Annotated in this window: 17 protein-coding genes; 9 read left to right on the top strand and 8 right to left on the bottom strand. The window is 67.3% G+C overall.

Translation table 11 applies throughout. The annotated features are described in order from the left end of the window. Positions 1–4: 4 nt before the first annotated feature. A complete protein-coding gene (locus tag QF040_RS20610; protein ID WP_429612601.1) occupies positions 5–301 on the top strand; it encodes an acylphosphatase in 297 nt (98 codons plus the stop codon). A 9-nt stretch (positions 302–310) separates the two neighbouring features. Here the strand turns inward: QF040_RS20610 and QF040_RS20605 are convergent, their stop codons facing one another. The 5 genes from QF040_RS20605 to QF040_RS20585 form a co-directional block, all read right to left on the bottom strand. Beyond that, positions 311–1,288: a Bug family tripartite tricarboxylate transporter substrate binding protein gene (locus QF040_RS20605; protein ID WP_429612600.1), complete on the bottom strand. Its 978-nt coding sequence runs from the start codon at positions 1,286–1,288 to the stop codon at positions 311–313. Between the two features lie 138 nt (positions 1,289–1,426). Then, a complete protein-coding gene (locus QF040_RS20600; protein ID WP_429612599.1) occupies positions 1,427–2,368 on the bottom strand; it encodes a Bug family tripartite tricarboxylate transporter substrate binding protein in 942 nt (313 codons plus the stop codon). Continuing rightward, complete coding sequence (locus QF040_RS20595; RefSeq protein WP_429612598.1) at positions 2,365–3,171, bottom strand: citryl-CoA lyase; 807 nt, start codon at positions 3,169–3,171, stop codon at positions 2,365–2,367. The genes QF040_RS20600 and QF040_RS20595 overlap by 4 nt, the downstream gene beginning before the upstream one ends. A gap of 35 nt (positions 3,172–3,206) precedes the next feature. Beyond that, a complete protein-coding gene (locus QF040_RS20590; protein ID WP_429612597.1) occupies positions 3,207–4,118 on the bottom strand; it encodes a dioxygenase in 912 nt (303 codons plus the stop codon). A gap of 38 nt (positions 4,119–4,156) precedes the next feature. Continuing rightward, entirely contained in the window at positions 4,157–5,308 is a 1,152-nt protein-coding gene (locus QF040_RS20585) for a CaiB/BaiF CoA transferase family protein (RefSeq protein ID WP_429612596.1), read from the bottom strand. Positions 5,309–5,431: 123 nt separating this feature from the next. Between QF040_RS20585 and QF040_RS20580 the strand changes: the two genes are divergently transcribed. From QF040_RS20580 to QF040_RS20545, 8 genes are all read left to right on the top strand, one after another. Then, positions 5,432–6,349 (top strand): LysR substrate-binding domain-containing protein, encoded by a 918-nt coding sequence (locus QF040_RS20580; RefSeq protein WP_429612595.1) that lies wholly within the window; start codon positions 5,432–5,434, stop codon positions 6,347–6,349. A 137-nt stretch (positions 6,350–6,486) separates the two neighbouring features. Next, the gene (locus QF040_RS20575) at positions 6,487–7,407 is read left to right on the top strand and encodes a hydroxymethylglutaryl-CoA lyase (RefSeq protein WP_429612594.1); all 921 of its coding nucleotides are present in this window, start codon (positions 6,487–6,489) and stop codon (positions 7,405–7,407) included. A gap of 31 nt (positions 7,408–7,438) precedes the next feature. After that, complete coding sequence (rhtB, locus tag QF040_RS20570) at positions 7,439–8,077, top strand: homoserine/homoserine lactone efflux protein (RefSeq protein ID WP_429612593.1); 639 nt, start codon at positions 7,439–7,441, stop codon at positions 8,075–8,077. 25 nt (positions 8,078–8,102) lie between these two features. Further along, positions 8,103–8,591: a YbaK/EbsC family protein gene (locus tag QF040_RS20565; RefSeq protein ID WP_429612592.1), complete on the top strand. Its 489-nt coding sequence runs from the start codon at positions 8,103–8,105 to the stop codon at positions 8,589–8,591. Continuing rightward, the gene (locus tag QF040_RS20560) at positions 8,588–8,872 is read left to right on the top strand and encodes a DUF1289 domain-containing protein (RefSeq protein ID WP_429612591.1); all 285 of its coding nucleotides are present in this window, start codon (positions 8,588–8,590) and stop codon (positions 8,870–8,872) included. Before QF040_RS20565 ends, QF040_RS20560 begins: the two co-directional genes overlap by 4 nt. After that, positions 8,869–9,513, top strand: coding sequence for a 2-hydroxychromene-2-carboxylate isomerase (locus QF040_RS20555; protein WP_429612590.1), 645 nt, complete (start codon positions 8,869–8,871; stop codon positions 9,511–9,513). The genes QF040_RS20560 and QF040_RS20555 overlap by 4 nt, the downstream gene beginning before the upstream one ends. 192 nt (positions 9,514–9,705) lie before the next feature. Next, positions 9,706–11,400 carry an MFS transporter gene (locus QF040_RS20550; RefSeq protein ID WP_429612589.1) on the top strand — a complete coding sequence of 565 codons (1,695 nt, stop codon included), beginning with the start codon at positions 9,706–9,708 and terminating at the stop codon, positions 11,398–11,400. Between the two features lie 163 nt (positions 11,401–11,563). After that, positions 11,564–11,713, top strand: a complete 150-nt coding sequence (locus QF040_RS20545; RefSeq protein WP_164546835.1) for a hypothetical protein — start codon at positions 11,564–11,566, stop codon at positions 11,711–11,713. Positions 11,714–11,737: 24 nt separating this feature from the next. Here QF040_RS20545 and QF040_RS20540 read toward each other — a convergent pair whose 3' ends face one another. The 3 genes from QF040_RS20540 to QF040_RS20530 all read right to left on the bottom strand — a co-directional run bounded on the left by QF040_RS20540 (position 11,738) and on the right by QF040_RS20530 (position 15,433). After that, complete coding sequence (locus QF040_RS20540) at positions 11,738–12,853, bottom strand: ABC transporter substrate-binding protein (protein WP_429612588.1); 1,116 nt, start codon at positions 12,851–12,853, stop codon at positions 11,738–11,740. A 173-nt stretch (positions 12,854–13,026) separates the two neighbouring features. Further along, entirely contained in the window at positions 13,027–14,139 is a 1,113-nt protein-coding gene (locus QF040_RS20535) for an ABC transporter substrate-binding protein (protein ID WP_429612587.1), read from the bottom strand. A gap of 181 nt (positions 14,140–14,320) precedes the next feature. Beyond that, entirely contained in the window at positions 14,321–15,433 is a 1,113-nt protein-coding gene (locus tag QF040_RS20530) for an ABC transporter substrate-binding protein (protein WP_307501379.1), read from the bottom strand. Positions 15,434–15,436: the final 3 nt, after the last annotated feature.

Genomic DNA, 15,436 nt, shown 5'->3' with positions numbered 1-15,436 from the left:
GTTCATGAACGCCAACGCCATCGTCACCCGCCATCTCGTCGTCCGCGGCCTCGTGCAGGGCGTGGGCTATCGCTGGTCGATGGTGCAGGCCGCGCAGCGGCTCGGCGTGCGCGGCTGGGTACGCAACCGGCGCGACGGCAGCGTGGAGGCGCTCGCGGCCGGAGACGCCAATGCCGTCGAGGCGCTGGTCCGCTGGGCGCGCCAGGGGCCGGCGGGTGCGCGCGTGGATGCGGTCGATGTGAACGATGCGCCGGCCACGGACGATGTGCCCGATGGCTTCGCGCAGCGCGAAACCATCTAGCGCATCGCTTCAATCCACCCGGATGTTCTTGGCCTTCACGATGCGGCTGTAAATGTCTGCATCGCGCCGCACCGCCGCGGCCATCTCGGCCTGCGTGAGTCCGAGCGGCTCGCTGTTCAGGTCGCGGATGCGCTTGGCCAGGTCGGGGTCCTTGCTGGCTTCGATCATCACGGCGTTGAAGCGCTGCTGTATCGCAACCGGCGTCGCTGCCGGCGCCCAGAGGCCGTGCCATGAAGTCATCACGAGGCCCGGCACCACTTCGGAGAGCGTGGGCACATCGGGCATCGCGGGGTGGCGGCTCGGGCCGGAATAGGCGAGGGCCTGCACGCGGCCGCTGCTGATGAGCTGGTAGCCGGTGGCGATTGGCTCCATCACCGTGTCGACCTGCCCGCCCACCACGTCGGCCACTGGGCTCGCGCGGTAGGGAACGTGCAGCATGTCGGTGCCGGTCTCGTCCTTGAACCATTCCACGATCAGGTGCGACGGGCTCCCCGCGCCGTAGGAGGCATGCGAGATCGTGCCCGGCTTCGCCTTCGCGGCGGCGATCAGTTCCTTGACCGACCTGGCCGGGAATTTCGGGCTCGCGATCAGCACCAGCCCCTGCCGCATCGTGGTCGCGACCGGCACCAGGTCCTTCTGCGGATCGAAGGGCAGCTTGGCGTAGATGTACGGGTTGATCGTGAACGCCGTCGACAGGTTGTAGAGGTAGGTGTAGCCGTCGGGCGGCGCTTTCGCCACCGCGTCGGAGGCCAGGTTGCCGGCGGTGCCGGGCTTGTTGTCGATCACCACCGGCACGCCGAGTTGGCGCGCCATGTATTCGCCATACAGCCGCGCGAAGATGTCCGGCGGTGTGCCGGGCGCGAAGCCCACCACGATGCGGATCGGCTTGCTGGGCCAGGCCGCGCCCTGCGCGAATGCGAAGCTGCACGCGAGGCCGAGAAGGAGGCCGATGAAGGGGCCGGCCAGCCATTTGAATGTCGAACGCATGAATGTCTCCTGTCGCGGGTCGTGCCCGCTTTTGTTTGCTTGAATCGGCTCTGCGGCCGGTGCTCTTCTTCTTCGCCCTGTTGATCCGTCGAGGGCCTGGACTCCTTTGCGCTTGCGGGCTCGCGCCGTGCGCGCCCGTCAGTCGATCTGCGCGCCCGAGCGGCGCACGGCCTCGCCCCACTTGGCGATCTCGGTGCGCGCGAAGGCGTCGAGTTGCTCGGTGTTCATCTCGGCGTGTTCGATGCCTTGCTGCGCAAGCTTCTCGCGCACCTCGGGCTGGGCCAGCACCTGGCGCGTGGCCTCGCGCAGGCGGTCGCGTTGCGCGGCCGGCATGCTGGTGGGCGCATACAACATGAACCACGCGACGAGGTCGAAGTCCTTCACGCCTTGCTCCATCAGCGTGGGCACATCGGGTGCGGCGGCGCTGCGCTTGGCGCCCGACGCGCCGAGCGCGCGCAGCTTGCCCGCGCGCACCTGCGGCATCACCGCGGCCGGGTGATAGAACATGAACTGCACGTTGCCGGCCATGAGTTCGGTCATGGCCTGCGCGCCGTCGCGGTAGGGCACATGCATGAAGTTCTTCGCGAGGCGCACATTGAGCAGCTCGCCCGCGAGGTGGCCCGAAGTGCCGTTCCCGGCCGAGGCGAAGTTCACGTTGCCGGTCGCGGCCCCCAGGTCGGCCACGCTCTTCCACGGCGAGTTGGCCGGCACCACCAGCAGCGTGGGCGTGGCGCCCGCAAAGCCCAGCGGCACGAAGTCGCGCAGCGGCTGGTAGGACAGGCGCTTGTAGAGCGAGGGGTTGATCGCATGCGTGCCGACCGTGCCCATCAGGAGCGTCTGGCCATCGGTGGCGCGCGCGACCTGCTCGCTGCCGATCGAGCCGCCCGCGCCGGGCTTGTTCTCCACGATCGCGGCCACGCCGAGCTGCCGGCCCAGCGCATCGGCCAGGATGCGGCCGACGATGTCGGTGGAGGTGCCGGCCCCGAAGGGCACCACGATCTTCAGCGGGCGCGGCGAACCTTGCGCGAGCGCTGCGCCCGCGGCCAGCAGTGCGCTGGCGAGCAGCAGGCGGCGCTTCATGCCGCGCTCCCGAAGCCCGCTGGCACCTGGCCGTCGTACTGCAGTTCGCGCGTGGCCTGGTAGGAGAGGGCGAAGCCGCTCGGCGTCTCGGCCTCTTCGGCCAGGTGCGCGATCAGGCCCGCGGTGCGCGCAAGGATCGGCACGCCGCGCAGCGACGCCACCGGAAAGCCCACGCCCAGCAGCACGGCCGGAATGGCGGCCGAGACGTTCATGCGCAACTCGCGGCCCACGATGCCGGGGATCACGCGCTCCAGCGCCTGCGCGATGCGCACGTAGCGCATGTCGGCGCCGGCTTCGGCGGCCACTTCGATGAGCCGGTCCACCCGCGGGTCGTTGGCCTTGTGCAGCGGGTGGCCGTAGCCGGGGATGGCCTGGCGGCTTTCCTTCAGCTTGCGGATCGTGTCGGCGGCCACCTCGTCGAGCGCTTCGCCCGCATCGACGCGCGCCGCCACGTCGGCGAAGAGGCGTCCCGCGGTTTCCGACGCGCCGAGGATCACCGAGCCGCAGCCCAGGATGCCCGCGGCGACTGCGCCCTGCAGTGCGTCGGGCGCGGCGGCGAAGGTCATGCGGCTGGCCTGCACGCTGGGCACGAGCCCATGCTCGGCGATGGCCACCAGCGTGGCGTTGAGCACGGTGCTGCAGGCCGCGTCGGGCTGCTTGCCGGTGAGCAGCAGGAAGAAGTAATCCGCGAACGAGAGCTTGCCGATCAGGTCACGGCACAGGTCCTGCCCGCGAACGACGATGGTGTGTTCGTCCGAGGTGCAGATGGCGGTGCGCGGGACGGTGGATTTGCCGATTTTCATGAGAGCGTACGCAGTGGGTCGGGGTGGATCGGGGCTCAGGCGGCCTCGGGTTGGAGATGGAAGTCGTAGTGCGCGGACCAGTACGGCCGCTCGATCGCGCGGCCGTCGGGCGCCTTTCCGGGCGGGTGCGATTCGAAGTCGACGACGAGGCTGGGCCGCACGCCGAACACCGCATCCGAATCGATGTAGGGGCTGCCCGCGACGAAGAGATGCGTGGTCACCGGCACGTGCCCTTCGGCCGCCACCTTCATGTGGATGTGGCCGGGCCGGTTGGGGTGGCGGCCCATGCCGGCGAGCATGCGGCCCACCGGGCCGTCGACCGGCACCGGGTAGTACGAGGGCTTGATCGACCAGAACCAGTAGCGGCCCTCGGCGTCGGTGCGGATGCGCGCACGCGCCGCCATGCCCGCGCCTTCGACCTGCATGTCGTACACGCCCTCGCCGTCGCCCGACCAGATGTCGAGCAGCGCGTTGGCGAGCGGCTGGCCGCGGGTGTCGGTGACGCGGCCGCTGTAGAAGGCGGGCTCGCCGCGCACGCCGGGCGCGATGTCGGCGCCGAGAGGCAGGTCGGGCGCGCCGTCCCAGTAGTAGGGGCCCTGCACCGTGGCCTCGGTGGTCTCGGTCGCGTGCAGCGTCTTGCCGGCCTGGCTTGATTGGCCTGTGCGGGCGGCGGCGCGCAGCTGGTCGAGCATCACCACCATCATCGAAGCGCCGAGCGTGTCCGACAGCAGGATGAACTCCTGGCGCTTGTCGTCGCAGGCCTGGCCCACGGCGGTGAGGAACTCGATGCCGGCCATCCATTCGCCGGGCTGCAGATCGACCTCGCGGATGAAGGCGTGCAGGTGGGTGATGAGCGAGCGCATCACTTCTGCGAAGCGCGGGTCGGCGGCGCCCTCCAGGCGCTGCAGCGCGGCCTGGGTGAGCTCGTTCTCGTTCGAGGGGGTCATGGGGCTTGTCTCCTTTTTCTTGTGGCGATGGGATGGCGTCAGGTCGTGGCTTGCAGACGCCGCCGTATCGGTTCGACGATGGCCTCGTTGTCCGCGCCCAGCAGGGGCGGCGCGGTGACCTCGAGCGGCCGTTCGCCGTCGAAGCTCACGGGCGAGCGGATGGTCCGCCACTCGCCGCCTTCGGGGTGCGGCGCGCTCACCTCGAGTTGCAGGTGGCGGGCCTGAGGGTCTTCCATCGCTTCACGGGTGTCGTACATGGGGGCGTGCGGCACGTCTTCGGCCTCCAGCCGCGCGCACCAGTCGGCGCGGGTGCGTGCGCGGAACAGGCCGTCGAGCAGGGCGATCATGTCGTTCTGGTGCGCGATGCGGCCCTCGCGCGAGGCGAAGCGCACATCCTGAAAGAGGTCGGGCCGCTCGATGGCGTTGGCCAGGCCCTGCCAGAACTTCTCGGGCGACGACATGTGCAGCGCGATCCACAGGCCGTCGGCGCACTCCAGCACGTACGACTGCGAGACGCTCGGCCGGCTGAACGGACCCATGATCTCGTTCTCGGAAAAGTAGTGCGTGAAAGCATCGAGGTTGAAGTGGCACATGGCCTCGAGCATCGACACCTCGACCTTGCGGCCCTGGCCGGTGCGCCCGCGTTCCACCAGCGCGCCCATCACGCCGTAGGCTGCGTAGAAGCCGGTCATCGCATCGGCCACGGCCGGGCCCACCACGCGCGGATTGGCCGGGTTCACCAGCAGCTTGAGGAAGGCGCTGGCCGCCTGCGCCACCGTGTCGTAGGCGGGGCGGTTGGCGGCCGGGCCGGTCTGGCCGAAGCCGCTGATCGCGCAGTACACCAGCCGCGGGTTGAGCGCGCGCAGCCGCGCCTCGCCCGCACCCAACCGCTCGGCCGCGCCGGGGCGGAAGTTCTGGATGTAGACGTCCGATTCCTTCACCAGCTCGTCGAACACCGCCGCGTCTTCGGGCAGCTTGGGGTTGAGCGTGATGCTGCGCTTGTTGCGGTTGTAGGTCTGGAAGTGCGGGCTGTAGAGGCCGCCGCGGAAGGAGCGGAACGGATCGCCGCTGCCCGGCTGCTCGAGCTTCACCACCTCGGCGCCCAGGTCGGCGAGGAACATGCCTGCCGCCGGCCCGGTGATGAATGTGCCTTGCTCCAGCACCTTGATGCCGCTGAGGACTTTGTGCACCGCGTTGTCTCCTGTGTGTTCGTGGCTGGGGCGAACTCTATGCAGGCGCGACGATTTTTAACAATGATGGATTTGCATGGATACCATCGATGCCATCGATCGTTCGAGGCACCGGGGATCTCCATGGAATTGCGTCACCTGCGCTACTTCAGCGCGCTGGCCGGCTCGCTCAACTTCACCCGCGCGGCCGAGCGGCTGCATGTGACGCAGTCGACGCTGTCGCACCAGATCAAGCAGCTGGAAGAGGAACTGGGCACGCTGCTCTTCGACCGTATCGGCAAGCGCGTGGCGTTGACGGAAGCGGGCGAGGCCTTCCTGCACCACGCGACCCGCGCGCTGCAGGAAATCGACCGCGGCCTCGGCGCCCTGCGCGAAGATCCCGAAGCCGCGGCCGGCGAGCTGCGCATCGGCTCGACCCACACCTTCAACCTCGGCTTCATTCCGGACTGCATCGCGGGCTTCCAGAAGCGCTATCCGCGGGTGCGCGTGAGGGTCGACGAGCTCGCGGCCGACCTGATCGCCGAACGGCTGCAGGCGGGCACGCTCGACCTGGGCATCGCCTACCGGCCCGGCGTGCCCGGGACGCTGCAGTTCGAGCCGCTCTACAACGAGGAGATGGTGCTGGTGGTGGCCGAAAACCATCCGCTCGCGCGCCGCAAGCGCGTGCGCATGGTGGAGCTGCACAGAATGCCGATGGTGCTGCTGCCCGCGAGCTTCGCGACGCGGCAGATGCTCGACGAGTGCTTCCGCTCCTGCGGTGCCGAGCCGCAGGTGGTGGCCGAGATCAACACGCTGGCGCCGATCATGGGGCTGGTCGCCAAGACGCAGCTCGCGGCCATCGTCTCGGCCAACGCGGTGCAGCCAAACTCGGGCCTTGCCACCGTGCGGCTGGAGAGCCCGACGCCGGTGCGCACGCCGGGCATGTTGTGGTCGCAGAAGGCGCGCGAGTCGGCGCCCACGCGCGCCTTCGCCGCGATCGTGCGCAAGGTGGCGTTTCGCACGAGCATGCTGGAGCGATCGGACCTCCAACCCGAGCGATGAACGCGGGGCTGGCACCATTTGCAACCGCTCTGGCGCGCATTGCTACCTTCCGCGCGGTCTGTACCAGGCAGGGCCTTCCCAGGTGTCCGACAATCGAAGACGGCTTTTTCATCCTCCCGCGACACAAGAGACATCCCATGAAACTCCCCACCCGCGTCAAGCTCGTCGACGTCGGCCCGCGCGACGGCCTGCAGAACGAAAAGCAGCCCGTCTCGGCCGAGGTCAAGATCGGCCTCGTGCATCGCCTGCAGGATGCGGGGCTCCAGGAAATCGAAGTCACCAGTTTTGTCTCGCCCAAGTGGGTGCCGCAGATGGCCGACAACGCCGAGGTGATGCACGGCATCGTGCGCAAGCCCGGCGTTCTCTACTCGGTGCTCACGCCCAACATGAAGGGCTTCGAGGCCGCCATCGCCGCACCGCGCGAAGAGTGGCCCGACGAGATCGTGGTGTTCGGCGCCGCGAGCGAGGCCTTCAGCCAGAAGAACATCAACTGCTCGATCGCCGAGAGCATCGAGCGATTCGCGCCGGTGGTGGCAGGGGCGCTCGAGAAGGGCATTCGTGTGCGCGGCGCGATGTCGTGCACGGTCGGCTGCCCCTATGAAGGCGAGATCGCGCCGGCCAAGGTTGGCTATCTCGCGCAACTGATGAAGGGCATCGGCGTGCAGCGCGTGGATGTGGCCGACACCATCGGCGTGGGCACGCCGCGCAAGGTGCAGGCGGCCATGGAAGCCACGCTGGCGCACTTCGAAGTCGATGCCATTTCCGGCCACTTCCACGACACCTACGGGCAGGCGCTGGTCAACACGCTGGCGGCGCTCGAGATGGGCGTGTGGAACTTCCAGTCGTCCTCGGCGGGCCTGGGCGGCTGCCCGTATGCCAAGGGCGCGACGGGCAATGTCGCGACCGAGGACGTGGTCTACATGCTGCACGGCATGGGCATCGAGACCGGCATCGACCTGGACAAGCTGATCGACGCGGGCGTCTACATCAGCGAGGCGCTGGGCCGCGAGCCGAACTCGCGCGCGTCGAAGGCCATCCGCACCAAGCGGGCCGGCTGAAGACTCGACAACAACAAGCACAGGAGTTTTCGTGGACCTGCATGTCTGGCTTGCATTTCTGGTGGCCAGTTGCGTCATCGCGGTGTCGCCCGGATCGGGCGCGGTGCTCAGCATGAGCCATGGGCTCAGCTACGGCGTGCGGCGCACCACGGCGACCATCGTCGGCCTGCAGTTGGGCCTCGCCGTGATCCTGCTGGTGGCGGGGCTCGGCGTGGGCGCGGTGCTCACCGCTTCGGCGACCGCGTTCACGGTGATCAAGGTCGTCGGCGCCTGCTATCTGCTGTGGCTGGGCTGGCGCCAGTGGCGCGCGCCGGTCGCGGCGGTGAACGGCGATGCGTCGGAGTCCGCCGGCGAGCCCGACCTCACGACACGGCAGCGCGTACTGCGCGGTTTCCTCACCAACGTGACGAACCCCAAGGGCATCGTCTTCATGGCGGCCGTGCTGCCGCAGTTCATCGAGCCGACGCGTCCGTTGTGGCTGCAGTTGCTGGTGCTGCTGGCCACGACGGTGATGGTCGATGTGACCGTGATGCACGGCTACGCCTGGCTGGCCGCGCGGCTGCAGGGCGTGCTGCGTTCGGTGCGTGCGCGCCGCGCGCAGAACCGCGTCTTCGGCGGCGTGCTGATGGCGATGGGCGCATTCCTCTTCATGTTCAAGCGCAGCGCTTGAAAACCGATCCTGTAGATTCGAATCCATGTGCGGCTCTGAACTCCACTCCCTCCCCGAAGGCGTCCAGCGCGTGTCCCGCGTGCTGCAGGACGCCGGCCATCCTCATTCCCCCCGCATGCTCGACGACGCCTGCCGCACCGCGCAGCAGGCGGCCGATGCCCTCGGCATCGCGGTCGGGCAGATCGCCAAGAGCATCATCTTCCGCCGCAAGAGCGACGACGTGGCGGTGCTGGTCATCACCTCGGGCGACAAGCGCGTGGACGAGAAAAAAGTCGATGCGCTCGTCGGCAAGACCGGCCGCGCCGATGCCGAGTTCGTGAAGGCGCGCACCGGCTTCACCATCGGCGGCGTGTCGCCGGTGGGGCATGCGACGAAGCCGGTGGTGCTGATCGATCGCGAGCTGTTCCGCTTCGAGGAGATCTGGGCTGCGGCGGGCCATCCGCATGCGGTGTTCCAGCTCCGGCCGCAGGACCTCGAAGCCCTCACCGGCGCGCCGGTGGCGGACGTGGTTTGAACTTCGCGGAAGCCGAGACCCTGGCTGCACGCGCGGTCGCCGTGCGCGACCTGCCCGAAGACGTTCCCTCGCCCTGCACCTCGGTCTGCCGCATGGACCGCCTGAGCGGCTTCTGCGAGGGGTGCCTGCGCACCATTCCCGAGATCGCGGGCTGGAGCAAGATGGAAGACGACGCGCGCCGCGGCGTGTGGCGCGCGATAGAGTTGCGGGCCCGGGCCGGCATCTGGCGTGTTCCAGAAATCCCGGAAATCCCGGAAACCTCTGGAGACACCGACGCATGAAGCACATCGACTTCTATCTCGACTTCATCTCGCCCTACGCGCACCTCGCATTCGAGCACCTGCCGGAGGCGCTCGAAGGGCTGAGCTACAGCGTGGCCTACAAGCCGGTGCTGCTGGGCGCACTGCTGAAGCAACATGGTCAGCTCGGACCGGCCGAGATTCCGTCGAAGCGCAGCTGGACCTACCGCCATGTGCTGTGGCTCGGCCACGCGAACGGCATCCAGATCGAGATGCCGGCCTCGCACCCCTACAACCCGCTCGCGCACCTTCGGCTCGCGGTCTCGACGAGCGATGACGGCAGCATCAGCCGCCTGGTGGCCGAGACGATCTTTCGCAACGTGTGGCGCGGCGGCGAAGAAGCCGGCGATGCCGCGCGGCTCGCGGCGCTCACCGCGCAACTGCAACCCAACCGCGAAGCGGGCAGCGACGAGAGCAAGGCGCTCCTGAAGCGCAACACCGACGAAGCGCTCGCGCTCGGCGTGTTCGGCACGCCCGCCTATGTGGTCGACGGCCGCCTCTTCTGGGGCTTCGACGGCCTCGCGATGCTGCGTTCGTACCTTGCCGGCGATGCGTGGTTCGACGGCCCCGCATGGACCTCGGCCGACCAGCGCCCCTCTTTGCTGCGCAGCAGCAAGGCCTGAAAAGGCGCCTGAGGACAAACCCGAGCAGGGTTGCGATTTCTTACAGGCTGAAACGCGCCCCACGGGTTTCACCTTAATCCGTAAGCATCGGTTCAGTTTCGCGCAAGTCTCGGGTCAGTCACGCCTCCAAGAATGCCTCACGGCCCCGGATACCGGGTGCCGCATGAACGCAAACACACAGGAGACGACGCAATGGCCGCCACACTAGATTCACGGGGAGTGCCGCATCCGGCCCCCCGGCCCATGTCCTCGGAGGAGAAGAAAGTCATCTTCGCCTCCTCGCTCGGCACCGTGTTCGAGTGGTACGACTTCTATCTCTACGGTTCGCTCGCGGCGATCATCGCCAAGCAGTTCTTCAGCGGGCTGGATGCGGGCGCTGCCTTCATCTTCGCGCTGCTGGCGTTCGCCGCCGGCTTCCTGGTGCGTCCGTTCGGCGCCATCGTGTTCGGCCGCCTGGGCGACATGATCGGGCGCAAGTACACCTTCCTGGTGACGATTTTGATCATGGGCCTGTCGACGTTCATCGTCGGCCTGTTGCCCAGCTACGCGACCATCGGCGTCGCGGCGCCGGTGATCCTGATCGCGCTGCGCATGCTGCAGGGCCTCGCGCTCGGCGGCGAGTACGGCGGTGCCGCCACCTATGTGGCCGAGCACTCGCCGCACGGCAAGCGCGGTGCGTACACCTCGTGGATCCAGACCACGGCAACGCTCGGCCTGTTCCTGAGCCTGCTGGTGATCCTGGGCGTGCGCGAGTTCATGGGCGAAGCCGCATTCAACGACTGGGGCTGGCGCATTCCGTTCCTGGTGTCGATCCTGCTGCTGGGCATCTCGGTGTGGATTCGCCTGACGCTGTCGGAGTCGCCCGCCTTCCAGAAGATGAAGGCCGAGGGCAAGACCTCGAAGGCGCCGCTGGCCGAATCCTTCGGCCAATGGAAGAACCTCAAGATCGTGATCCTGGCGCTGGTCGGCCTCACGGCTGGCCAGGCGGTGGTCTGGTACTCGGGCCAGTTCTATGCGCTCTTCTTCCTCACGGCACAGCTGAAGGTCGATGCGACCACGGCCAACCTGATGATTGCCGCCGCACTGCTGCTGGGCACGCCCTTCTTCGTGATCTTCGGCACGCTGTCGGACAAGATCGGCCGCAAGCCCATCATCATGGCCGGCTGCCTGCTGGCCGTGGTCACGTACTTCCCGGTCTTCAAGATGCTGACCGAAGCCGCCAACCCCGACCTTGCCCGCGCACAGGCCACGGCCGGCGTCACGGTGACGGCCGACCCGGCGACCTGCTCCTTCCAGGGCAACCCGGTGGCCCGCGAGATCGACTTCAAGAGCTCGTGCGACATCGCCAAGCGCTACCTCGTGCAGAACTCGGTGAGCTATGAGAACGTGGCCGGCGCGCCGGGCTCTGCCGCCGTCGTGAAGATCGGCAGCAAGACGATCGAGGCGCCCACCGGCGTGGTCGTGAACTCCAAGTTCGACGAGAACACCGTCAAGTCCATCGCCGCCTTCAAGAAGGGCGTGGCCGAAGACCTGAAGATCGCGGGCTACCCGGCCAAGGCCGATCCCGCCAAGATCAACAAGGTGCTGACGATCGTGCTCTTGTTCTGGCTGGTGCTGCTGGTGACGATGGTCTACGGCCCGATCGCCGCGATGCTGGTCGAGATGTTCCCGACCCGTATCCGCTACACCTCGATGAGCCTGCCGTACCACATCGGCAACGGCTGGTTCGGCGGCCTGCTGCCGACCACCGCCTTCGCCATCGTGGCCTCGACCGGCAACATGTACAACGGCCTCTGGTACCCGATCATCATCGCGGGCATCACGCTGGTGATCGGCACGCTGTTCATCCGCGAGACGAAGGACGTGGACATCTACGCGAACGACTGATCGATCGCGAACGCACATCGCACACGCGAAAGGAGGGCTGCGCAGGCGGCCCTCCGTTCAACAAAGGGGCTTCATGCCATCCAACGGCATGAGGCCCTTTTCTTGAGCCCCTCGAGCCCTTGAACCCTTCTCACCATCCCCATCCTCTTCAGGAGACAGCACCATGTGGAAAATCGTCGTCGGCTTCGTCATCTTTGCCGCCATTGCCCTGTACGTGATTTCGAAGGCCGGCGACAAGGTCGACATGTCGGGCGAAAAGCATGGTGGCGACACCACCACGCACGAGCCCGCACCGGCCGCCGCGCCCAAGTAAGAAGCAAACAGCGCGGCGGAGCGATCAACGCTTGAAGCGCCCCTCGCTGATGATCGACAGGTCGACGTAGTCGATGCCCGAGTGGTCCGTCGGCGAGTAGTTCACATCGAGCCCGCCGCCCGCGTCGTACTGGAAGCTGTTGAGCGTGGCGACCAATCGGGCGCGCGTGGGCTTCGGGCCCGTGCGGCGCAGCGCTTCCACCAGCACCTTGGTGGCGACGAAGCCTTCGAGCAGCGCGGGCGACAGCTCGTTCTGCCCCTTGGCCTTCGCAAGCGCCATCGCTTCCTTGATCAGCGGGTGGCCGAAGGAGCGCTCGTACGGCAGCACCTGCGTGACGATCACGCCGCCGCTCGACGAGCCCAGTTCCTTGATGAAACCCGAGGCGGCGTTGTTCGACAGCGTGATCACCTGCGCCGCCGAGCCCGCCGCGCGCAGTGCCTTCACGCCTTCGGTGACGGCCGTGCCTGAAGCGATCCACAGCACGGCCTGCACGTTCGCCTGTGCCAGCGGCGGAACGATGGTGCCGTAGTCGGGTTTGCGGCGGTCCGCGGGCACCAGCACCGCGGGCTTGATCTTCGCGCTCTCGAAGCCCTTGTTCGCGCCCACCATCGCGTCGGTCGCGAAGGCGGAATCCTGCTCCTGCACCACGCCGATGCGCTGGATGCCGATGGTGTGCAGGTGCTGCACGGCCTTCTCGGCCTCGCGCTGATAGGTCGAGCGCACGTTGAAGATGTACTTCTGCAGCGGCGTGTGCAGCACCATCGCGCCGGAGGAAGGGCCCACCAGCGGCACGCCGTGCTTCTCGAGCAGGGGAATCACGGCCGTCGCGTTGGGCGTTCCGCGGTTGAGCAGCAGCGCAATCACTTTCTTGTCCTCGATCAGCGTGCGCGAGTTCTCCACGCTGCGCTTGGGATCGAAACCGTCGTCCATGCGGATCACCTCGATCCGCTCGCCGTTGATGCCGCCTTGGGCATTGACCTGGTCGATGACCAGCTGCGAACCCAGGATCGCCTCCTTGACGCTGGCGGAGACCAGGCCGGAAAGATCGGCCGACTGGCCGATCACGATCTGGGCCGAGGCCCCTTGGGAGATCACTGCCAGCAAGAGCGCGGCGGCGCAGGACTTCAACATCTTCTTCATCGAGCGAGGTCTTTCACGAATTGTTTGTAATGTCAAAAGATGTGTAGTGTGTTTCTATAAGTGACATTTCTCTGCGTGTGGAAACCCTGCGGACCGTTGTTTTCAATCGCCCAAAAGAAACGGCCCGCCGGGTGCGCCGGCGAGCCGTGTTGACGGAGGAAAAGTGGCTGCGGTCAGCGCTTGAAGCGGCCTTCGCTCACGATCGACAGGTCGACATAGTCGATGCCCGAGTGGTCCGTCGGCGAGTAGGTCACCTCGACGCCGCCGCCCGCGTCGTACTGGAAGCTGTTGAGCGTGGCGATGAGCTTCGCGCGCGTGGGCTTGGGTCCGGTGCGGCGCAGCGCCTCCACCAGCACCTTGGTGGCGACGAAGCCTTCGAGCAGCGCCGGCGACAACTCGTTCTGCCCCTTGGCTTTCGCGAGCGCCATCGCTTCCTTGATCATCGGATGGCCGAACGAGCGCTCGTAGGGCAGCACCTGCGTGATGATCACGCCAGCGCTCGCCGAGCCCAGTTCCTTGATGAAGCCGGAGGCCGCGTTGTTCGACAGCGTGATGATCTGCGCCGCCGAACCCGCGGCCCGCAGCGCCTTCACGCCTTCGGTCACCGCGGTGCCCGAGCCGATCCACAGCACGGCCTGCGCATTGGCCTTGGTGATCTGCGGCACGATCGCCGCGTAGTCGGGCTTGCTGCGGTCGGCCAGCGCCACCACCGCCGGCTTCAGGTTCGCCTTCTCGAAACCCTTGTTCGCACCTTCCATCGCGTCCTTGCCGAAGGAGTCGTCGGCCTGGACCACGGCGATGCGCTGGATGCCGGTGGTCTGCAGGTGCTGCACCGCCTTTTCGGCCTCGCGCTGGTAGGTCGAGCGCACGTTGAAGATGTTCTTCTGCAGCGGCTTGTGCAGCACCATCGCACCCGTCGAGGGGCCGACCAGCGCCACGCCGTATTTGTCGAGCAGCGGGATCACGGCGATCGTGTTGGGCGTGCCGCGGTTCAGGAGCAGCGCGACGACCTTCTTGTCCTCGATCAGGATGCGGGTGTTTTCCAGCGAGCGCTTGGCATCGAGGCCGTCGTCCAGGCGGATCACCTCGACCTGCTCGCCGTTGATGCCGCCCTGGGCGTTGACCTGGTCGATCACCAGTTGCGAGCCAAGGATCGTCTCCTTCACGCTGGCCGACACCGGGCCCGAGAGGTCGGCCGACTGGCCGATCAGGATCTGGGCCGACGCCGCGGGAACCACCGCTGCCAGGAGGAGCGCAGCGGCGCAGGAGGCGAACATCGTCTTCATCGAACAAAGCCTTTCCACGAGGCACCGGCCCCATGTCAGAAGATGTGTAATGTGTTGCTTTGGGTGACATTTCATTGCTCGTGGAAACCCTGTCAAACCATTGTTTGCAGAGCCCCAAAAGCAACGGCCCGCCGGGGAGCCGGCGGGCCGTAATAGATAGAAGACAGAGAGAGCTAGAGCGTCAGCGCTTGAACCGTCCGTCGCTGATGATCGCCAGGTCCGCGAAGTCGATGCCGCTGTGGTCCTGCGGCGTGTAGCTCACCTCCAGCCCACCGCCGAGGTCGTAGCTGCGGATGCTCTCCAGCGCGGCCAGCACCTTGGCGCGCGTGGGCTTCGGGCCCGCGCGGCGCAGCGCCTCGACCAGCACCTTGGCCGAGGCAAAGCCTTCGAGCGCGGCGGGCGAAAGCTCCGCCTGCCCCTTGGCCTTGGCCAGCGTGAGCGCCTCCTTCACCATCGGCTGGCCGAGCGAGCGCTCGTTCGGAAACACCTGCGTCACGATCACGCCCCGGCTCGCATCGCCCAGCTGCTTGATGAAGCCCGACGAGGCGTTGTTCGACAGCGTGACCACCTGCGCCGCCGAGCCCGAGGCGCGCAGCGCCTTGATGCCGTCGACCACCGCGACGCCCGAGCCGATCCACAGCACGGCCTGCGCGTTGGCGTCCTTGATGGTCGGCACGATGGCCGCGTAGTCGGGTTTGTCGCGGTCGGCCGGAATGGTCACCGTCGGCGTGGCCTTGCCCTTGGTGAAGCCGGTCATGGCGCCTTCGAGCGCGTCCTTGCCGAACGAATCGGTCACGTACACCACGGCGATGCGCGTGAGGCCGATGGTCAGCAGGTGCTGCACCGCCTTCTCGGCCTCGCGCTGGTAGGTGGCGCGCACGTTGAACACATGCTTTTGCAGCGGCTTGTGCAGCACCATCGCGCCGGTGGAAGGGCCGATGAGCGCGACCTCGTTCTTGTCGAGCCAAGGAATGATCGCCTGCGAGTGCGGCGTGCCGCGGCTCATGAAGAGCGCCACCACCTTCTTGTCCTCGATCAGCGCGCGGGCGTTGTCGCTGGCGCGCTTCACGTCGAAACCGTCGTCCATGCGGACCACCTCGATCTTCTCGCCGTGGATGCCGCCCTGGGCATTGGCCGCATCGATCACCAGCTGCGCGCCGCCGATGGTCTCGTTCACGCTCGCGGCGACCGAGCCGGTCATGCCGGCGGTCTGGCCGATGAGGATCTGGGCCGAGGCGCCCATCGCGGTCAGCGCCAGCGCGGCGGCGACGCAAAGCGTGCGCATCTTCGTCATAAA

The organism is Variovorax sp. W2I14, from assembly GCF_050435205.1.
GTDB classification, from domain to species: Bacteria; Pseudomonadota; Gammaproteobacteria; order Burkholderiales; family Burkholderiaceae_C; genus Variovorax; species Variovorax paradoxus_C.
Note: the sequence above shows the minus strand (reverse complement) of the source record. Positions and strands in the feature narration are given on the sequence as shown.